This window comes from Acidobacteriota bacterium, from assembly GCA_026707545.1.
Lineage (GTDB): Bacteria > Acidobacteriota > Thermoanaerobaculia > Multivoradales > Multivoraceae > Multivorans.
In genome coordinates this window covers 158,982-176,302 of record JAPOWR010000004.1, presented here as the reverse complement: position 1 = coordinate 176,302, position 17,321 = coordinate 158,982, and the positions used below count along the sequence as shown (strand labels likewise).

At 61.5% G+C, this 17,321-nt stretch carries 14 protein-coding genes and 1 pseudogene; 6 read left to right on the top strand and 9 right to left on the bottom strand.

The window, feature by feature from the left end; all coding sequences use genetic code 11:
- The first annotated feature begins 3 nt into the window (after positions 1-3).
- Positions 4-1,233 (top strand): tyrosine-type recombinase/integrase, encoded by a 1,230-nt coding sequence (locus OXG83_15625; GenBank protein ID MCY3966461.1) that lies wholly within the window; start codon positions 4-6, stop codon positions 1,231-1,233.
- Positions 1,234-1,467: 234 nt separating this feature from the next.
- Here OXG83_15625 and OXG83_15620 read toward each other — a convergent pair whose 3' ends face one another.
- The 8 genes from OXG83_15620 to OXG83_15585 form a co-directional block, all read right to left on the bottom strand.
- Entirely contained in the window at positions 1,468-2,427 is a 960-nt protein-coding gene (locus OXG83_15620; GenBank protein MCY3966460.1) for a hypothetical protein, read from the bottom strand.
- A gap of 345 nt (positions 2,428-2,772) precedes the next feature.
- Entirely contained in the window at positions 2,773-2,916 is a 144-nt protein-coding gene (locus OXG83_15615) for a hypothetical protein (GenBank protein ID MCY3966459.1), read from the bottom strand.
- A 51-nt stretch (positions 2,917-2,967) separates the two neighbouring features.
- Complete coding sequence (locus OXG83_15610) at positions 2,968-4,407, bottom strand: hypothetical protein (GenBank protein ID MCY3966458.1); 1,440 nt, start codon at positions 4,405-4,407, stop codon at positions 2,968-2,970.
- A 319-nt stretch (positions 4,408-4,726) separates the two neighbouring features.
- On the bottom strand, positions 4,727-6,157 hold the full coding sequence (locus OXG83_15605) for a response regulator (GenBank protein ID MCY3966457.1): 1,431 nt from the start codon (positions 6,155-6,157) through the stop codon (positions 4,727-4,729).
- Positions 6,154-6,876 carry a HAMP domain-containing sensor histidine kinase gene (locus OXG83_15600; protein MCY3966456.1) on the bottom strand — a complete coding sequence of 241 codons (723 nt, stop codon included), beginning with the start codon at positions 6,874-6,876 and terminating at the stop codon, positions 6,154-6,156. Before OXG83_15600 ends, OXG83_15605 begins: the two co-directional genes overlap by 4 nt.
- A 161-nt stretch (positions 6,877-7,037) precedes the next feature.
- A complete protein-coding gene (locus OXG83_15595; protein MCY3966455.1) occupies positions 7,038-8,876 on the bottom strand; it encodes an AAA family ATPase in 1,839 nt (612 codons plus the stop codon).
- A 180-nt stretch (positions 8,877-9,056) separates the two neighbouring features.
- The gene (locus tag OXG83_15590; GenBank protein MCY3966454.1) at positions 9,057-9,317 is read right to left on the bottom strand and encodes a hypothetical protein; all 261 of its coding nucleotides are present in this window, start codon (positions 9,315-9,317) and stop codon (positions 9,057-9,059) included.
- Positions 9,318-9,394: 77 nt separating this feature from the next.
- Positions 9,395-9,538: a hypothetical protein gene (locus OXG83_15585; protein MCY3966453.1), complete on the bottom strand. Its 144-nt coding sequence runs from the start codon at positions 9,536-9,538 to the stop codon at positions 9,395-9,397.
- A 283-nt stretch (positions 9,539-9,821) separates the two neighbouring features.
- On the opposite strand from OXG83_15585, the pseudogene OXG83_15580 reads away from it, so the two are divergent.
- The 3 genes and pseudogenes from OXG83_15580 to OXG83_15570 all read left to right on the top strand — a co-directional run bounded on the left by OXG83_15580 (position 9,822) and on the right by OXG83_15570 (position 12,944).
- Positions 9,822-9,962, top strand: a pseudogene (locus tag OXG83_15580) (excalibur calcium-binding domain-containing protein).
- A gap of 370 nt (positions 9,963-10,332) precedes the next feature.
- Positions 10,333-11,844, top strand: coding sequence for a DNA methyltransferase (locus tag OXG83_15575; protein MCY3966452.1), 1,512 nt, complete (start codon positions 10,333-10,335; stop codon positions 11,842-11,844).
- A gap of 35 nt (positions 11,845-11,879) precedes the next feature.
- Positions 11,880-12,944 (top strand): hypothetical protein, encoded by a 1,065-nt coding sequence (locus OXG83_15570; GenBank protein ID MCY3966451.1) that lies wholly within the window; start codon positions 11,880-11,882, stop codon positions 12,942-12,944.
- A gap of 885 nt (positions 12,945-13,829) precedes the next feature.
- Here OXG83_15570 and OXG83_15565 read toward each other — a convergent pair.
- Complete coding sequence (locus tag OXG83_15565; protein MCY3966450.1) at positions 13,830-14,030, bottom strand: AlpA family phage regulatory protein; 201 nt, start codon at positions 14,028-14,030, stop codon at positions 13,830-13,832.
- Positions 14,031-15,642: 1,612 nt separating this feature from the next.
- On the opposite strand from OXG83_15565, the gene OXG83_15560 reads away from it, so the two are divergent.
- Positions 15,643-15,966, top strand: coding sequence for a hypothetical protein (locus tag OXG83_15560; GenBank protein ID MCY3966449.1), 324 nt, complete (start codon positions 15,643-15,645; stop codon positions 15,964-15,966).
- A gap of 149 nt (positions 15,967-16,115) precedes the next feature.
- Entirely contained in the window at positions 16,116-17,069 is a 954-nt protein-coding gene (locus tag OXG83_15555) for a replication protein RepA (protein ID MCY3966448.1), read from the top strand.
- Positions 17,070-17,321: the final 252 nt, after the last annotated feature.

The window sequence follows — 17,321 nt, the reverse complement described above, 5'->3', positions numbered from 1 at the left end:
GAAGTGCCAAGAAGGAAGCTGACGGCTGCCTTCGTCCGAACCGTCGACCGCGCCGGCAAGTACGGCGACGAGCACGGGCTCATACTACGGGTCCGGCCAACCGGCTCGAAGCATTGGATCTGGCGCGGAACCGTCGGCGGCCGGCGAGTCGATCTCGGCCTGGGCGCCTATCCATACACGAGCCTCGCTGAGGCACGCCAGACGGCCTTCGAGCATCGGAAGTGTGCTCGAGCCGGTGGAGATCCACGTTCCCGCGCACGTAGCGTCCCCACCTTCGCCGACGCAGCGGACAAGGTCATCGCCATCCACCGTCCCTCGTGGCGGCCGGGGAGCAAGAGCGAAGGCCAGTGGCGCGCGAGTCTCACCGACTACGCAATCCCGAGCTTGGGCAGCAAGCGCGTAGACCAGATATCGACGGCAGACGTGATGGGGGTCCTACTGCCGATCTGGAGCACCAAGGCCGAGACCGCACGGAGATTGCGGCAGCGGGTATCGGCGATCATGAAGTGGGCGATCGCACAGGGCTACCGTCCTGACAATCCGGCCGGTGAGGCCCTAGGCGCGGCGCTACCTAAGAACAGCGGCCAACGAGCGCACTTCCGAGCGCTTCCCCACGCCGAAGTCGCCGCGGCCGTTCAGAAGGTCCGCACCTCCCAAGCCTGGGCCGGCACCAAGCTCGCGTTGGAGTTCCTCGTCCTGACAGCAGGCCGTTCGGGCGAGGTGCGGCTTACCCGGTGGAACGAGATCGACCTTGAGACCGCTACGTGGACAGTCCCTCCCAGCCGAATGAAGGCCGGGCGCCAACATCGGGTCCCTCTCTCCGGCCGCGCCCTTGAACTGCTCCAGGAAGCGCGAAGAACAGCGGATCGTTCGGGCCTCGTCTTTCCCTCGAATTGGCACGGGCGCGCCCTCTCACAATCGACGCTGTCGAAGCTGCTGCGCGATCTCTCGATTCCATGCGTGCCCCACGGCTTCCGAACGTCCTTCAGGACATGGTGCGGCGAAGTCGGAGTAGCGCGGGAAGTGGCGGAGGCAGCCCTTGCGCATGTGGTCCGCAACAAGGTCGAAGCAGCCTACGCCAGGGGGGACCTCTTCGAGCCACGGCGACCAGTCATGGAAGCTTGGAGCCGGTACCTTGAAGCGGCTGAGGGCCGAGACTCGCGACGAACCTCGAGAGCGGAGGCGTCGGCCGGACCTACTACCTTCTCTGCCTCGTCCCATGCCTTGAGGTAGGTCTTCCCATTCCTATGCCTTCGGAGAAGGCAACCAGCAGCACGTAGCGACGATAGCGGCGACGGTCAGTTGTTTCGACATGGGCTCGGCCCTTCAGATTCGTGGCGGCGGCTCCTTAGTGAGTCTATCCCCTATCTCGTACGCGAGTTTGATCGGGGGACTATACTCGATAGTAACCATTCCTGAGTGGCGGGTGGCCGCTATTCGGCGACATCTCTTGGCCTACCAGTTGAACTATCCCTCCTCTACCGCACTGCGGGGCCCTAGGAACTCGTGGTTCTCCATGCACTTCAGAATCGCGTATCGGATCAGCCGTTCGAGGCCGATAAGAGTCGGAGCGTCTCTGCTCGCCTTCCTCAGGTTCTTGTTTGAACTGTCGAGTTCTCCTGGAATGAAGCTCTGCACGTAGCCCGTACTGATTGCGGTCCTAAACGGTTCACCCGTATGCAAGTAGAGACTACGAAGATCGTATGCGGCTCCGATGTGCTTCTCGATGTTCTCTTGCTCAAGCCGGTAGTGCGGAGGATCGTCGCACGACTCGTAGAAATCTGAGTCCAGTAACGACGTGAGTGCCCTCACGAAACTCCGTCGCACACCCCACAAGACGCTGGACAAACGTCTGACGACCGCACAACCCTGGGGAACGTGTTTCTTGACGAGTGCGAGATCCGATCTGATCTCGTCCGAAAGCCGGACGGAGTCCGGATACTCGAATAGGTTTGCCAGGACCTCTCCAGCGGTTATGAGGTGTAGGTAGGCCACTTCCGCATCCCGCTCGGCACTCTGAAGGGACCGCATGTAGAACCTCGCGGCGGCGATTAGCTTCGTGGCGGCCCCTTCATCCGATTCGAACAGTGGACGAATCGCCCCGAACTCATCTAGGACGAGCTTCACCGGGTACGCATTGCGCGGCTGGTGAGAGTTGAATCTCAATCGGGGATCGCAGAGGCTCGCGTACTGCGAGACGTCGGGTGTGAGGAATCTACCGTGATGCTCTGTCAGTCCGTGAACGTCGAGCTTCTTGCCGAAGAGAACGGACATGCCTGCTGCCACGGAAGATAGGTGAAACGAGTAGTCGGGGAAGATGATGGTCTTCTCCCGCTCAGGCGTATGGAATGCCACAACGAAGCTTGTACGGGAAGCGGGACTCTCAAAGAGCCGCTCTCGGATCTCTGAGCCGGGAACGGCCAGCATGATTGCCATGTCCTGCGATTGGTACTCGCCGATGACACGACTGGTAGTCGAGACCAGTCCCCGTTGGATGTTCTTGTCTGGGGAGAACTGTGGTTCCTCTTTCGATTGCGTCATCTGTCTATTGTGCGTTTGTGCGTGATTTGACTCTTCTCGTTTCTTCCGGTACCCCTTCAGTGTAACCACTGGAGGATACCTTCATGCGACGCAGATATCTACGCAGCCGGGACCGGGACGAGGTGGTTCACGATTCCATTCGTCACTATAACTGTGGCTATCGCCGCTGTCGTCATCCTCCCGTCAGGCTGCTCTGGCCTGTGAGGTCAGCATAGCGTAGCCTCTTTCCGTTCATCCCCAGTACGACCTCGACCATCTGGTCAAGGGTGTCAAGAGCTCTCGCTGGTTGTGCCGGCCGGTGAACTCGTTCACATAGCCGTTCAGATGCCGCCAACTCACGCGGTGGTAGGCGCCCTTGTGGCCTCGCTTGAGCATGCTCCGCCTCTGCAGTGCGATGCGGACACTGAAAGGACGGGAGGATTGCGGTCATAGTTCACCTTCGGCCCCCTCCGCTGGCATCAGGGTCCACCGCTGTTTCTTGGCGATCTCCCGAACTTCTGCGTCGTCGAAGCCGAGATCCCTTAGCGTCAACATCCTCATTAGGTCCATCACTGCACGGCAGGTGTCGACAAGCTCGTCCGAAGAGATTCGACTGCGAGTGCCGTGGAGGGGCTTGTTCCTCAACTCTCGGATCCTCTGTCCCCACGTTGCAGTCTCAATTCCCCATTCGTGAAGCCCGAGGTCTTCCATGAGAAGCTGGTACTTCGTTGGTCGTTGAACCGGCCGCTTGTACGTCCCCACGAGATTCCCAATGTCCCCTACAAGCGTCTCGAACCTCGACGGTGTCTCCCTGTCAAACTGGGCTAGCAGAGACTCGATGTCGTCGATCAGTCGTCGAACCGCCGGCGTCCCGTCCGTGAACTCATCGGCGTACTTCCCCAAGAGGCTCGCCGCTATGGCCTCGCAGAAGACGACGGTGGCTCCATCCGCCATGGAATCCATGACCTCGCGATGGTACTCATCCAGGCCGAACCACTTCTCGATCACCTCGAGGTCGACAACATCCTGAAGGCGAAACAGCGGTGTCCCATGGCCGCTGAGCGAGGCCTTCTCGTAGTGACGGTGCAGGAGATGGACATGAGGTATTGGCTCGTCGAAGATCGACTCCATGTTCCGATTCCGGTCCTTCCTCGTACCCTTGATGGACCGGATCTGACACCTCTCTCCGTACACGAACCGGAGGAGGGTTCGCAGAGTCTCTGCGGCGTCCCTAAGTTCAGTGATAGGCCGAGGCTCCTCAGCCTCGATCAGTAGTACCGCCTCCTGGAACACGTTCCTTGAGTGCAGGCTCTTCTCACCCTCGCCGTATGCTAGCCGGCTCTCAAACCTCACGGTCAGTCCGTCGCCTATCTTGGCAGTCACATCGGGGCAAAGATGACGCGAGACCGTAACCTCCATAGGGGAATGCTGGAGGACTGACATCCCGAGAGCGAACCAGAAGTGAACGTCAGAGTACCGCCCTGGCGCGGAGGCACTGATCGCTGGCAAGGTCCATTCTTCTAGCCGGTCTATCCGCACATGGAGGGTGTCGGCCAGAGCCTCCTCCTGCTCCACGACTGACTTGTCGCTACTGTGGATCACATCGCCATACACGCGGAGCTTCGCGGTGTTGTACGCGCCGAAGCTTGGGTGTGACACGCTCCTCTCGTAGAGATCCGTTGCCAGTACGTAGTGCTCTTTGGAGAGTCGTCCTACGACCTTGGGAAGATGACGTTCACGCTTGAAGGCAAACATACCGAAACGACGATGCCGATCGTGCAACTCTATGAATGGCACATCGTCCTCGAAGAAGAGGACTCCCTCGTGTTCCACGTCGGGCATCGCACAGTTCACGAAGATCCCGTTGTATCTGTTGTTCTGGCTCATGAGACGTCCGAATATCTGACTTTCTTGCTGATCCTCCGGTAACCCCTTTTGGTGGAACTACCGGAGGAGATCTCCATGCGACGCAGCTACCTGCGCAGCCGTGGCCGTGACGAAGAACGATACCTAGAAGCGGTCAACGAAGCTAGGGAGAACGGGTGGTTCATTCGTCGGGAGTACTCTAGTGCTCTCGACGAAGCCCGAGGCGCCGAACCGGAGAGCTCTGCACTCCTCGCTTGCTCCACGGGACCTAGACCACGTCGGCCCCTGACCGCGAGTCAGCGTGCGCAACCGAAGTCGAACCACCCTCCGAATCGACCGCTCACGTGCACCCCTCGTAGAAAGTCCTCACGCCCTCAAGCAAGGCCAGTGCCCGCTCCTTGTCCGTGTCCTCGTACGTTAACTGCCTTACTAGATAGCCATACGCCGCCGCTGCAACTTCCCTGCTACCGGCAGCCGAACGGAGCGCCCATGCTCGACACTCCCGCACAAACTCCGGGAACGGGCACTGGTCTAGATAAACGTCCAAAGTCCCCCAAGCTCTCGCCTGCTTGCCGGACGGCCAAGTGCCGTGCCTTCCTGGCCCGTCGGGATGAAAGAGCAGGCTCAACTCAAGAGTCACGGCATCTAGACTGGCCACGCCCTCTCCAACATCCGCATAGTCGATTAGCTCCGTTCTTGAGGGCGAAACAAGGACGTTCTTTCCATGTAGGTCGCCGTGGCTACAGCCTAGTCGCACTTGTATCTTCCGTCTTTCGAAATCCTGCACCCAGTCCGAACCGAAAGTCTCTAGTACTCTGTCGAACAACTGGTCACTAAGGAGCCGCCGTCTCACATTCTTGATCGTGCTTCGAGTCTCTGGAACTCCCTCAATCCAGTTCCTCATCGCCACTTCTAAGCTCTGAACTATCTCTTTGGCCCTCCCAGGAAACGCCCGAGCGATCTCGAAGACGGACTCGTCCGCCCCCTCGGCAAGACCGAAAAACACACCTGCGAGGCTATGCGCTCCGTATTCAAGAGTAGCGAGCTTTCGCGGCGTCGCCGCGGGCGCGAGCCGAATCACATCCAGGTCGTAGCAGGCACCTTCCCTTCGCACGTCTTCGTGTGTAGAGAGCTTTCCCACCGCATCATGCAGCAACACACCTTGCCGATCCGTAACGCGGAGCCTAAGAACACGGGCACCCGACAGACCGCTCCCAAGCTCCGATACCGCGCAGCGCACGCCTCTCAACCTCTTCGCGAAGATCCGGACTAGCCGATCCTCAGGGACCCGCAGGTCCACATCCGTGCCCTCCACCTCGACACTGGCAAGCCCCTCGATAGCCTTGGCAACGGCGCCGAGCATCTCGGGGCACTGATCAAAGTGGTACTTCGTGAGAAACCGAATAGTTCCTCGCTTCTTCCCCTCGCTCCAAATGTCGACCTGCTGCTGACTCTTCATAGCGTGGTTTACGAGGAAGTCCTCGGCAGGAGAGCCCGTCAACACCAAAACCGGTGTGCCTGGAGCCGCAGTACGGATCTTGTTGAAGACGGCATAACCGTGCTGCGGATCCGCGTCGAGAGCTCCTTTCACTGTCGGTATCTTCAGATCTAGGATCACGAGATCGAAGAACGAGGACGTCAGCGCCTCGTACGCGTCATCTCGACTACCTACTACGCAAGCCTCTGCTTCGCCCGGAAGGTCCTCCACGGTCCGCTGTAACTCCTCAACGAAGTCATCGTCGTCCTCAACAATGAGCAAGTGCAGCGTCATCGCTCCCAGCGCAGCTCGAACCACGCTCCTCCTCCCAATGCGCGCTCGAGCGTGCACGTGCCACCCAAGGTCTCGATCGCCTGTCGAGCGATAGCCAGTCCGAAGCCGCTGTGCCCCTTCTTACTGGACTGACCCACACCAAACGCAGACTCCACAGGACCGACCAGTCCGGGACCGCGGTCAAGAACCGCGACCCAATAGTCGACGTCTGTCTCACCCCAAGTCACAACTATGGAGTGCGCCTCCTCAGCCTCCGAACTCGTGACAGCCTCAACGGCGTTCCTCATGCCGTTCGAGACAGCCAGGCGCAGCAGCGCTGGGTCGGAGCTAATCAGCGTGGGGCGAGCGCCCTGAAGCGAGACATCCACAGCTTCACCACCGACCACCTCCCACACGAGGTCCTCTAGCCATTCGGCAAGGTCGAACTCCGTCGGGTTCGGGAGCGTCGTCGCACGTTTCAATTGCTCAATTGCCTCTAGGACCCCCTTGAGAGAACCCACGTGCCTCTGGGTCTCAGAACCTTCGTATGCCCGAACTTCCCGTCGTGCGGAAGTAGCTATGAGTCCGACAAGTGGCGTAATCTCGTGAAGTAGCTGCCCGGTAACGCGCTCCACGGCCACTTTCTCAATCTGTGTACGCGTATCCCGCGGAATCTCGAATTCACCGGAGGCTTCTGCCGGCAGGGACCACTCTCTACTCAGAATCCTCTTGATGGCCAATTGCAGAGCCGTGCGCACATACGAAACGGGCTCTCTCCTCAGAGCTTCGTTCAGCGTACGAAGATCGGCAGCTTCGCACTTCCGCACGAGAGTGCGTGCCGCCCGTAGTCGTTCATGCGCAGATTCCGAACGAAGCTGCGCTAGTGCTTCTTGGCGAGTCACTACTTCACATGACGACGATAGAATCTAGCGCGTCTCCTGAAAGCCTCGGCACCACCTTCCATCACCGTCGTTATCGCATTGACAACTTCCGGGTCATCCAAGCCGGAAGCCAGTAGCGAGAAGCCGCGCCGGCCGTCCGAGCCAAGCTGTATCACACGGTCCGCATTTCCGAGTACCGGGATGTTCGCGTTGTGAGTCGTCACGATGATCTGACTGTCCAGGCTCCTCGCTAAGACGGAGATGATCAGCGTATCTGCGATGAACGCGTTGTCGATGTGATCTTCGGGTTGGTCAATAAGCAGGACCCGCCCGGTATGCTGAAGGACTAGCGGCAGGACGACAGTGCACCGTTGCCCGGTGGATAGGTCGTGAATTCCCTTGTACGCCCTCCCGTCAAGTAGCTCCAATGCAACAGTGTCGTCTACCGCAGCAGTACCGATTACGCCTAGGTCGCACTCGCGTAACCAACTTAGCACTCGGCCAGCCCGAGCTTTGGTGATTCCGGCTGCCTCGGCAATGAGGTCGTCATCATTCGAGTCGACGGCCTCGAGCAGCTCGCGCGGGCTCACGCTCTGGGCCAAAGTGGTAGACAACTCGTTGTAGCGGAGTCCACTCCCACGCAGCGCGTTCGCTATCGCGGAAGCGAAAGCGTGGAACTGGCCGGCGCGGGAGACTCTGACCCGGATCTGGGGACCGAGAATCTCGTTGAGTCTCTCTGCTACAGACGAGCGCCGCTTGAACCTCTCCTCCCTGATGGAGTCCAGGGACTCCAGCGCGACGTCGCGCATAGCCAGCGGCGATTCCAGCCCCTTCTGCCCGTCGGCCAGGATCTTCTTGAGCGACTCTAACTGCGCCCTTCGCTCCCGAAGCTGCTGCCCCTGCCGAATGATTGTCCCCGCCCCTTCCCGCAGGGCTTCGACCTCCTGCCGCAACTCTCTAGCCTGGCTCTCAACCGTAATCTTGTCTTCCTCCGCTGAACGAAGGACCGCCTCCGACTCGCCCACCGCTTCCCCAAGCTCCCGGAGTGCCTCCTTCATGTGCGCCTTCGCCTGCTCAACGCTTGCGCGGCAACTCGCCAGTAAATCAGGGCCAGCCGACGCAGAAGCGGACTCGACTACCGGCTCGGCCGCCAAGGCCGACGAGAGAGAGGTCTTCCACCGCATCAGGCCCTCGTGGAACCGCTCGGTCGATACGACGCGGGCTGCAAGATCGGCAATCTTCACTGACACGCCGTCGAGGAGGTCCTTTTTCTTCTTCGCCGCCGTAGAGGTCTTTGCCACTTCCTGCTCCTGAGGCGCCAAGGAAGCGATCTGCCTATCAACAGCTGGTATCTCCCTGACGCGTTCGGCTAGGTCGTCTATCTCACGCCGCTGCGCCCGGACCTCAGCCGTTAGCGAACGCACCTCGGACTGTGCAGCCGCCTCACTAGTCTCGGAGTCGCTCGGACTGCCGTTGAAGCTGTCCAGTAGCCTGACTCGCCCCTCCTGCCGAAGGCCAACCGTTTCTATCTCTGTCTGCGAGAACACGATTGGGGTAGCGAATGGCGCTGAGGCGCGAGGTTCATCTTCGGCAGCAGTGCGTGTCACAAGAACCTCTCTGTCGCCATCGGATAGCGTGACGGTCACTTGTCCGCTCCCTAGAACCGACAGAGCATGATCCAAGCTCCTCTTCTGCGACTCCCCTGTGTATCCCGGTACAGCCAAACAGAACCGAATGAGCTCAACGAGAGACGTCTTTCCAGTACCGCGCGCACCGATAACGACGTTTAGCCCCGACGCGAACGACACGTCGAGACCGTCTAGGAAACCTTCCTCTACCTGTACACGCTGTATTCGCATCACTACGCCCCTCGAAACATCTCTTCTCGACTGGGAACCACGAAGCGCTCACTCTTACGTCCGACAGACACAATCTTCGCGCCGTCCCAATCACCTCGCTAGCTATCCTGAACGGCCCCTGCTACGTAGTTTCGGGCCGAGAGGTGCGGAACCGGGGATCCTACCTGAGAGCTGTCGAGTCTATGAAGATGCCCGAGAAGGAGCTCTGCCCTTCATGTAGCGACGACGACCGTCTCCAGTGTACCCCTCGCCCGCCTGCCGATTGACGGCCAGCGCCTCGCCCAGAGTGATGGTCAAGGTCTCCAGCAGCTCCTCGCGGCTTCGTTCCTGGCAGTTGACGCCCGGCACCTCATCGACCCAACCGATCCACCAGTCTCCGGCGCGTTTGACGACGGCGTTGTACTCCTGCATCTTGCTCCGGTTCCTCTCTCGACGACACATCTGGCCGGCGCCCGTGCACCTAGACAGCCACGTAGAGTCGACTCTATCCCGGTGAAGAGCAGCGATCCTCCGTACCGTCACCCGCTCTTCGCCCGCCGCCCGCCGAGACTGATCGAGTACGAAAGCAAGAGGCCGGCGAGCACTCCGGGTTGTCCGCTGCAACGCTCAACGCCGACCACCGCGAGCAGACCCATGTACACGATCTCGCCGATTCTGGACATAGCAGGGCGACGGGCCGGACTAGACCAAGTCCGACTTCCGTCTGCATAGGCCAGGGACAGGTCGGCGCGTACCGGGGCCGTCGTTTCCCCCAGTGGCTTCCACGGTCCCGGTTTAGGGCGAGGCCGGTGGTTTGACGCCCTGAACGGACCGGTCTAGGGTCGCGCCTCCCTCCAGTCCACAAGGGAGGCCCCCATGAAGAAGGCGCTGCCGTGCGCAGCGGTTTTGATGCTGCTTGTCACGGCCTGCGACAGTCTGACCGGACCCGATCCCGACTGCGGACCGTTCCAGAACTGCACCGAACTACGTCGAGTCCACCGGAACGGCGTCCCAAACGGCCACTGCGCCTACCGCTCCGAACTCGACCGAGACAACGACCGACACGCCTGCGAGACCTCAGCCGACCAAGGCCAGGGACCTGGTTAACCAGCGTTGTGACCCCCGGCTCTCTGCCCTTACACGTCTGCCCTCGCCACATTCACGGCCTACGAGAGCTCGTTCGGTGTACCTAGGCTCCCGGTGCCAAGATACCGAGTCGCCAAGCCGATGCACTTGGGTAAGCGCTTCTCCGCTCCGGACTCGTCAGAGGTCCTTCCCCCAAGTATGGTCCCGCTTCGCCACCGAAGACCGATCGAGCGACCATCGACTCGACGAGCTGCCAGAAGTGGCTACCGAGATGGCGTACAATGCTGCGCGTCGACGGGTCTTGGTGAGGACTTACCGTTGGCCCGATCCTCGATACGCTATGGCCACGCCCCCCCTTGACACCCTCTGCTACGGGGATTGTCTGGATTGGATGGCACGCTGGGACGATGCTTCGGTCGACCTGATCTACCTCGACCCACCCTTCAACTCCAACGCCAGCTACAACCTGCTCTACGCGCGGGACAGTGCCGGCGGTGCCCAAACACGAGCGTTCGCGGACACGTGGTCCTGGGACGCAGCCGCAGGTGAGCGGCTAGCACGTTTCGAGGGGGCGACCGCGCGACCGGCGCACCGAGCCATCCTTGGCCTAGCCAAGATTCTCGGGCCGTCAGGGATGCTCGCCTATCTGACTTACATGGCTGAACGGCTGGAGCACATGCACCGGCTCTTGAAGCCGAGCGGCTCGCTGTACCTGCACTGCGACCCGACGGCGAGCCACTACCTGAAAGTGCTGTGCGACGCCGTGTTCGGGACGGACAACTTCCGCAACGAGATCACCTGGCGACGCTCCAATCCGAAGAGCCTCATTAAGATCAACTTCCCGAATTGCCGGGACACGATCCTCCGCTACAGCCGGACGGCAGACTGTTGCTTCAACATGGTGTACGGAGAGCACGACCCGGAGTATGTGAAGAGAGCGTATAGGCATCGAGACGCCCGAGGACGCTATCGGCTTCTTCCCCTCCTGAATCCAAACGACGACCGACCAAACCTGACCTACGAGTTTCTCGGCGTGACACGGGTCTGGCGATGGACTCGCGAGCGGATGCAGGCCGCCTACGACGATGGCATCGTCGTTCAGACCAAACCTGGCGCGGTTCCTCAGTACAAGAAATATCTCCACAAGTCGCGTGGTCGGACCGTCACGAACGATTGGCACGACATCCGACCGGTGGCGGGCAAGGAAGAACTCGGTTATCCGACGCAGAAGCCCCGTGCGCTCTTAGAGCGCATCATTGCCGCTTCCTCGAACGAGGGCGACTTCGTGCTGGATCCGTTCTGCGGATGCGGAACGACAGTTGATGCCGCGCGCCGATTGAAGCGTCGCTGGTGCGGCATCGACATCTCGGCGTTCGCTATCGACTTGGTGAAGGATCGGCGTCTAAGAGACCCGACGATTCCGACCCTCGGGATTCCCGCCGACTTGGCGAGCGCTCGGAAGCTCGCCGCCGAGCAACCGTTCGCGTTCGAGTCGTGGGCCGTCACCCGGCTACCGGGCTTTGCGCCTAATGACCGGCAACGCAGCGATGGTGGGGTCGACGGGCGCGCGACGCTGGCCGTCGCACCTGACGACGTCGATTCGAGGCTCGCCCTGGCGCAAGTCAAGGGCGGTCGCTCGTTCAAAGTGTCACACTTCCGGGACTTTCGGCACGTCATGGAACGTGAACGCGCTGCATTGGGTTGCTTCGTGACTCTCGAGCCGGCTCCAGCTCGTCCGAGGGCAGACGCAAAGACGGCGGGGCGTGTACACGTGGCCGGGCGGCCGTACGATCGGCTGCATCTGTGGTCGATGGCCGACTACTTCGATGGCCGTTGGCCGACGCTGCCGATCATGACTGATCCGTACTCGGGCCGACCACTCCATCAGACTGAGCTGTTCTGACGTCCGATGATTACCGGCCGGGGGAGTGCGGCGCGATGACGAGCGCGTTCGTGGCCAGTGGACCGGCCGGTACTTCCTACAGGACACTGTTCCGCAAGCAGATCTTGCGTGTCAGGCCGCGCGTGGTTGGCATGGCGGTAGCATACGTATCTGCATCAGGCTTCAGCCTCGTCAAGAAGATCCTCGATGAAGGAGACGTCGGTGAGGTCAGGCTAGTCACGGACACCAAGGACGGTGTGACGCACCCGAAAGCGCTACGGAGTGCGCTCGAAAACGGCTGGGAAACTCGCATCGTCCACAATCCGGGCGGCACGTTTCACCCGAAACTCTACGTGGGCGCGACCCGATTCGACGACGAGGCGGGCTTGGCGGATGTTTCTCTCGCGATCACAGGTTCGCCGAACATTAGCCATGGCGGCTTCCTGAGCAACTGTGAATGCGCCTTCTGGAGTTCCGCCCCTCGTCATCGCAGATCTGCGGCTAGGGCTTGGCATGAGTGCTGGAACGCCGGCGAGGAGGCCACGGAGTCGAGGATTCAGACGTACGAGGAGTACTTCGCAAGGCGCAATCGAGACCGGAGCCTCCACGACCTGGTCACTTTAGGCATCGTGGACAACGTGCCCAGCAGCACTAACGGAGCGCCGCCCAAGAACGCGCGGCGGCCGAGTTCCGAGGACAGAGCGATCTCGGAAACGGTCGCGTCAGTAGCCTGGGCGGGCCTGGAGACTTTCACCGGCGAACACACGCTTCAAGTTGAGTTTCCCAGGGAAGCCGGCCAGGTGCTTCGTCGCATCCTAGAGGATTTTCTGGACCACGATTCCGTGGCGATCTCCTGCACGGACGGCGACCGCTATGAGTTCATCTACAGGTACTACCGCAGCAATGGCATGTACCGGCTCAACGTCCCGAACACCGCTCCCCATGTCGATTGGGCGCGTAAGCACAAACGAGGCCTCGCCTATGTCGAACGCCGCGGGACACCGGAGGGCCTTCACTTCGCCATTGTGCCTCCCGGTCAGGCGATGGACGAGATTGTGGGCCGGTCTCTCATGCTCGGCACGTGGGGGAGGACACCAACGAGACTCTACGGTTGGTACTGATCTACTCGCACTGGAACCCCACCCGAGTCTCGGGTCATCAGCCGAAAAGATGGTCCCGAACCGCCCGCCTGTCCTGCTCCGCCTTCTCGGTCAAGTCCGCGGCGCGGCACCGCGTAGCCGGCCTCCTCGTACCCGGCGATCATGACGGCGCGGTCGCAGACGAGGCCTCTGGCGGCCCGCTGGAGGAGGTGGGTGGTCGATGGCGGCTCGCTCGGCGACGTCGGCACGCCGAGCAGCTGACACAAAGTCGACGAAGTGCTCTTGGGAAGCGGAGCGCTCCCCCAAACGTGGCGGCCCGCCGCATGGCGATGAACTGGTGCGCCGTCAATCGCGAAGTCAGCGTAGTCCATCAGAAGCTCGAGCCCCAAGCCAGGCGGCTACACAATCTCGCCGCGTCACGTGCCACTCCCCGATACCGCAGAGGCGGCCGCCTCGGGCTATGCGGCGGTGAAAGCTGGGTCGACAAAGGGACCATCGTCGTGGAAGTCACGGCTCAATCACGAGCCACACCGCATGCCGCACCAAGCGCCGAACAGAATTGACCCGCAGCGCTACGCGCCTCCACCCCGTGCTGATGACAGAGTCGCGGCCAAACCGTAGACAATACGACTGAACAAAAGAAAACGCCAAGGCACTAGACGCCCGAAACGAGCTAGCCAGACGTAGCACCTCAGAAGTCGGGACAATGCCTCGCTTCCACACGCGAGGGATGACCGCTGCGGCTGCCATGTCCATGCGGCACGCGGTTCTCGAATCCGGTCTTTACCAAGCCAACGATGCCGGAGAGCAAAGACCTCGGCGTGAATGCACGGCACACTACACCGGTCGATCTACGGACCACGCTTCGCGACGGCGGGGCTTGTTAGTCAGATGGTCCTAGGCCGATCACTTCGCGCGAGGACCGTCCTTCTTGCTCCGCTTGCCAGCGATGAACGCTTCGATCTCGTCGACTGGCCATCGCTTCGACCGAGGCCCCAGAGCAACAGGTTGTGGGATTAGCCCTTCCCGTTGCCAGCGATACAAGGTCGCCTCTGAGATCTGTAGTAGGTCCATTACTTCGTCCCGTCGGAGGAGTCGTTTTTCCATAGCACAGACAGTTATACACGAAAACGGCGGGTTGGTGTACAGCCTTGCGGAGAGAATCGCAACGTGAAGATCGCAGGACTGAGCCTGCGATTGCATGGAATCGGTCTTTCCCGTTCCAGCTTCCGGCTGCCGCGAAGCTCTCATCCTTGGTCCAGCTCTCTTCCACTCAGGAGCGCGAAACTCCCTCTCAAGGAGCGAAGGATCGCGCCGGCCGCTCACTTTGCCCCCCCTCGACATTCCTCACCTGGAAGGCCCGCCTCTCCGGTATCGGCGAGTGACACGTGACGCGGCGACCCCGACCCGGTCGAACACACGCCACACTCGGATCGTCGGAGACGACACTCACCAGTAGCTGCCGGCAAGGGGTGCCCGGGGGAACGGCGCGACAAACTGCCCAACGGAATCGAGAACTCGGCTCTCTTGAGGCACGTACCAAGCTAGGTCGGCCTACCTGTCGACGAGCCCCTACAGGCGCGGAGCACCCTCGTCAGGCCAGTGCACGACACACAGCCGTAGAGACCGTCCCGCGGCAACCTACCGCGCGACCGCGGCTCCGCCCCCACCTCGCGTACCGCTTGCTTGGCCGGCTCGAGATCAAGCGACCCACCAACAACGAGGCGAAGGCGGAGTCCGCTCCTCCTCGCGACTAGAGGCGCTAGACTGCACGGTCTGTGACCGCAGCGTAGGCGCCGATGTCGGGTCGCCTGCCGAATACAACAGCCCTCAAGAGGCCGCGGGTAGCTCCCGAAGCCGGCGAATAGGCGGGACCTTCCATGCCTACGCGTGGCGGTCACATACGGCCCGGCGCCAATTCGGGCGCCAGGTCTCTCCTCCAAGGAGAACGACCGTCATGCTGGCTCGAAGGGTCAAGCCCGTACTAGCCCCCGCTCCGAGGCGCCTCGCACGCGACACCCGCAAGTCCTGCGTAGGTGGCTCGCTTCCGAGCCTCAATGGGCTCTTCACTGGGGCACCATCCAAGCCGCCGCAGATTGCTCCTCACAAGACTGGATCCTGGATCCGGTCCTTGAGGACCGGCTCGACCGCAGGGCACCTGCCTTGAGTGGCAGCGAGAAAGTCGATAATCGTCAAATGATAGCCCCTTGGGTCAGCGAGAAGGTTGACTGTCAAGCCGAAGACTCTCCTGGGCCTTCCGGACGGTCCGAGAGGCGTAGTCGGCTGGGTTGAACTTATCTTGACGGTGTTCCTCGAGGATGGCGACCAGAGCACCTCGATCAGCGCCTTTCCGCAGACGGTCGCGCACGAACGCCCAATCGCGCTCACTCTGGCTGATTGCGGCGTGGGTCACGACGCGGCGGCCTGCGGGCCGCGGGTCCGGCCTAACCTGGGCGTCACAGGCTGGCAAGTGGCCGAAGCTTGCAGGCGCGACCGGGTCGCCGCCGTAGTCCGTCCATGTGGCAAGGGCGTCGTTGCGGAAACCGGGGAAGCGCATGACGCGCGCTACGTCGGCAACGGAGTGATCGCCTACGTAGTGATCAGCCAGACGCTTCATAGCGTCTTCCGCCTGCTCCGGCGTCCAGGCCCCTGGCGTCGTGTGCCAGAGGACTTGGTAGTTGTGCCGGGAGCTGCGGATCACGATGGCCGGCGTGGCTAAGTGCGCCAGCTGCACGTCTGCGAGGAGGCGCTTGAGAGAGTTCGCGCCGTCCGCATCGAGGTCAAGTTGGAGGCGCCGAACCCCGACTACGTCTCGCTTTTCACGCCTCCCTCGCGCCGGGTCGATGGGGTTCACCCCGAGGAAGAGGTCATACCCCCGCGAGTTCAGGTGGCGAAGCCAGGCTTGATAGCGCTCGCCGGCCACACTGCCGGCTTCTACGATCCGCTGAAGAACCGCCGGCCCCTTGGGGGTCGCGCGACAGACGGCGAGAACGGCGACGTGCTCGACCGGCTCAAAGAGCGCGCGGACGTAGGCAGCGGCTGAAGCACGAGGTTGCATGGTGAGGTTGGATAACATGGTTATCACACACTCAACGACATGACAAGGGAGAAGAGGGTGAACGCTCGCCTGCGGCCCCGAGCAACGCCGATAAGGCTGTGTGGAGGAACTACGACTACGTGGGAGTCCTACTCATGAGACCGCTGTCAGACGTGCTGCTGACGGAAGACCGCCGCAGGCTCTCTAGGAGGCTTCAGCGGTTGCCGGCGCCCCGACAAGGGGGGCTAGAGCGGCACGACCACGTCGAAGTGGCCTTCATGGCGCGACTGTTGACGCTCTGTGCGCTTCCCCGCCGAGATCGAGGCGACGAGCGGCAGTACATGCGAAGAAACGGGCCGTACACGATGATCGTGACGGCAACCGGACGATCCGGCCTCCCGTTCGGAACGCTCCCGCGCCTACTGCTGGCGTGGATCTGCACCGAAGTCGTGAGGACTCAGGCCGCGAGACTCCGGCTGGGCGCAACGCTCGCGGAGTTCATGCGCGAGTTGGGAATCACGAGCAGGAGCGGCGGCGTTCGCGGGGATCGGACGCGGCTCCGGGATCAGATCGAGCGGCTCTTCAACGCGTCGATCCGGCTGAGCTATGAGGGGGAAGGCGTCACGCGAAGCGTGGCGTCGATGATCGCGGACCGATCGGAGCTGTGGTGGAAGGTAGAATCGCACGACACACCGAGCAGGTGGGTGAGCACGGTTCGCTTAGGGAGCGGCTTCTTCGCGGAGATTCTCCGCCGACCAGTTCCGGTGGACATGGCGACGCTCAGAGCGCTCCGGCGCTGTGCACTGGGACTCGACCTCTACCTCTGGCTGACCTACGCGACGTTCAGATTGGACCGGCCGCGGCGGATCACCTGGCCGGCGCTGTATCGCCAGTTCGCGGATCAACCGAGCGAGCTCTACGACAAGAACGAAGTGCAGATGTTCCGTCGGCGAGCGCTGCGCGAGCTACGGAAGATCAAGAGGACCTGGCCGGCGCTGAACTACAGCGTGGAAGCTGGCCAACGAGGGCACAAGAGCCGGGCGGGAGCCCTGGTGTTGGGACCAACGGCACCCAAGATCCCGGCGCGGCGGAGTCGCGTCGCTCGCTAGGGCCGGCTCTCTCTCCTCGCTGTGGTTCCTCCGCATTATCCACTCGTGTGGGCGCCTTCCGCAGGTGCATCGCGCCCTACTTGCTAGGCAGGTCTAGTTGGATCTACTTGCTAGGTGTACGTTTTCAGCGAAGGATCGCTGGCTTAGGTGTACGCTTTCAGCGCCCCAAGATGGACCTTAGGTGTACGTTTTCAGCGACGAAACTGTGGAGCGGTTCCGCGGCCCCTTAGCGCCGTCAGGCGCTTGGCTGTC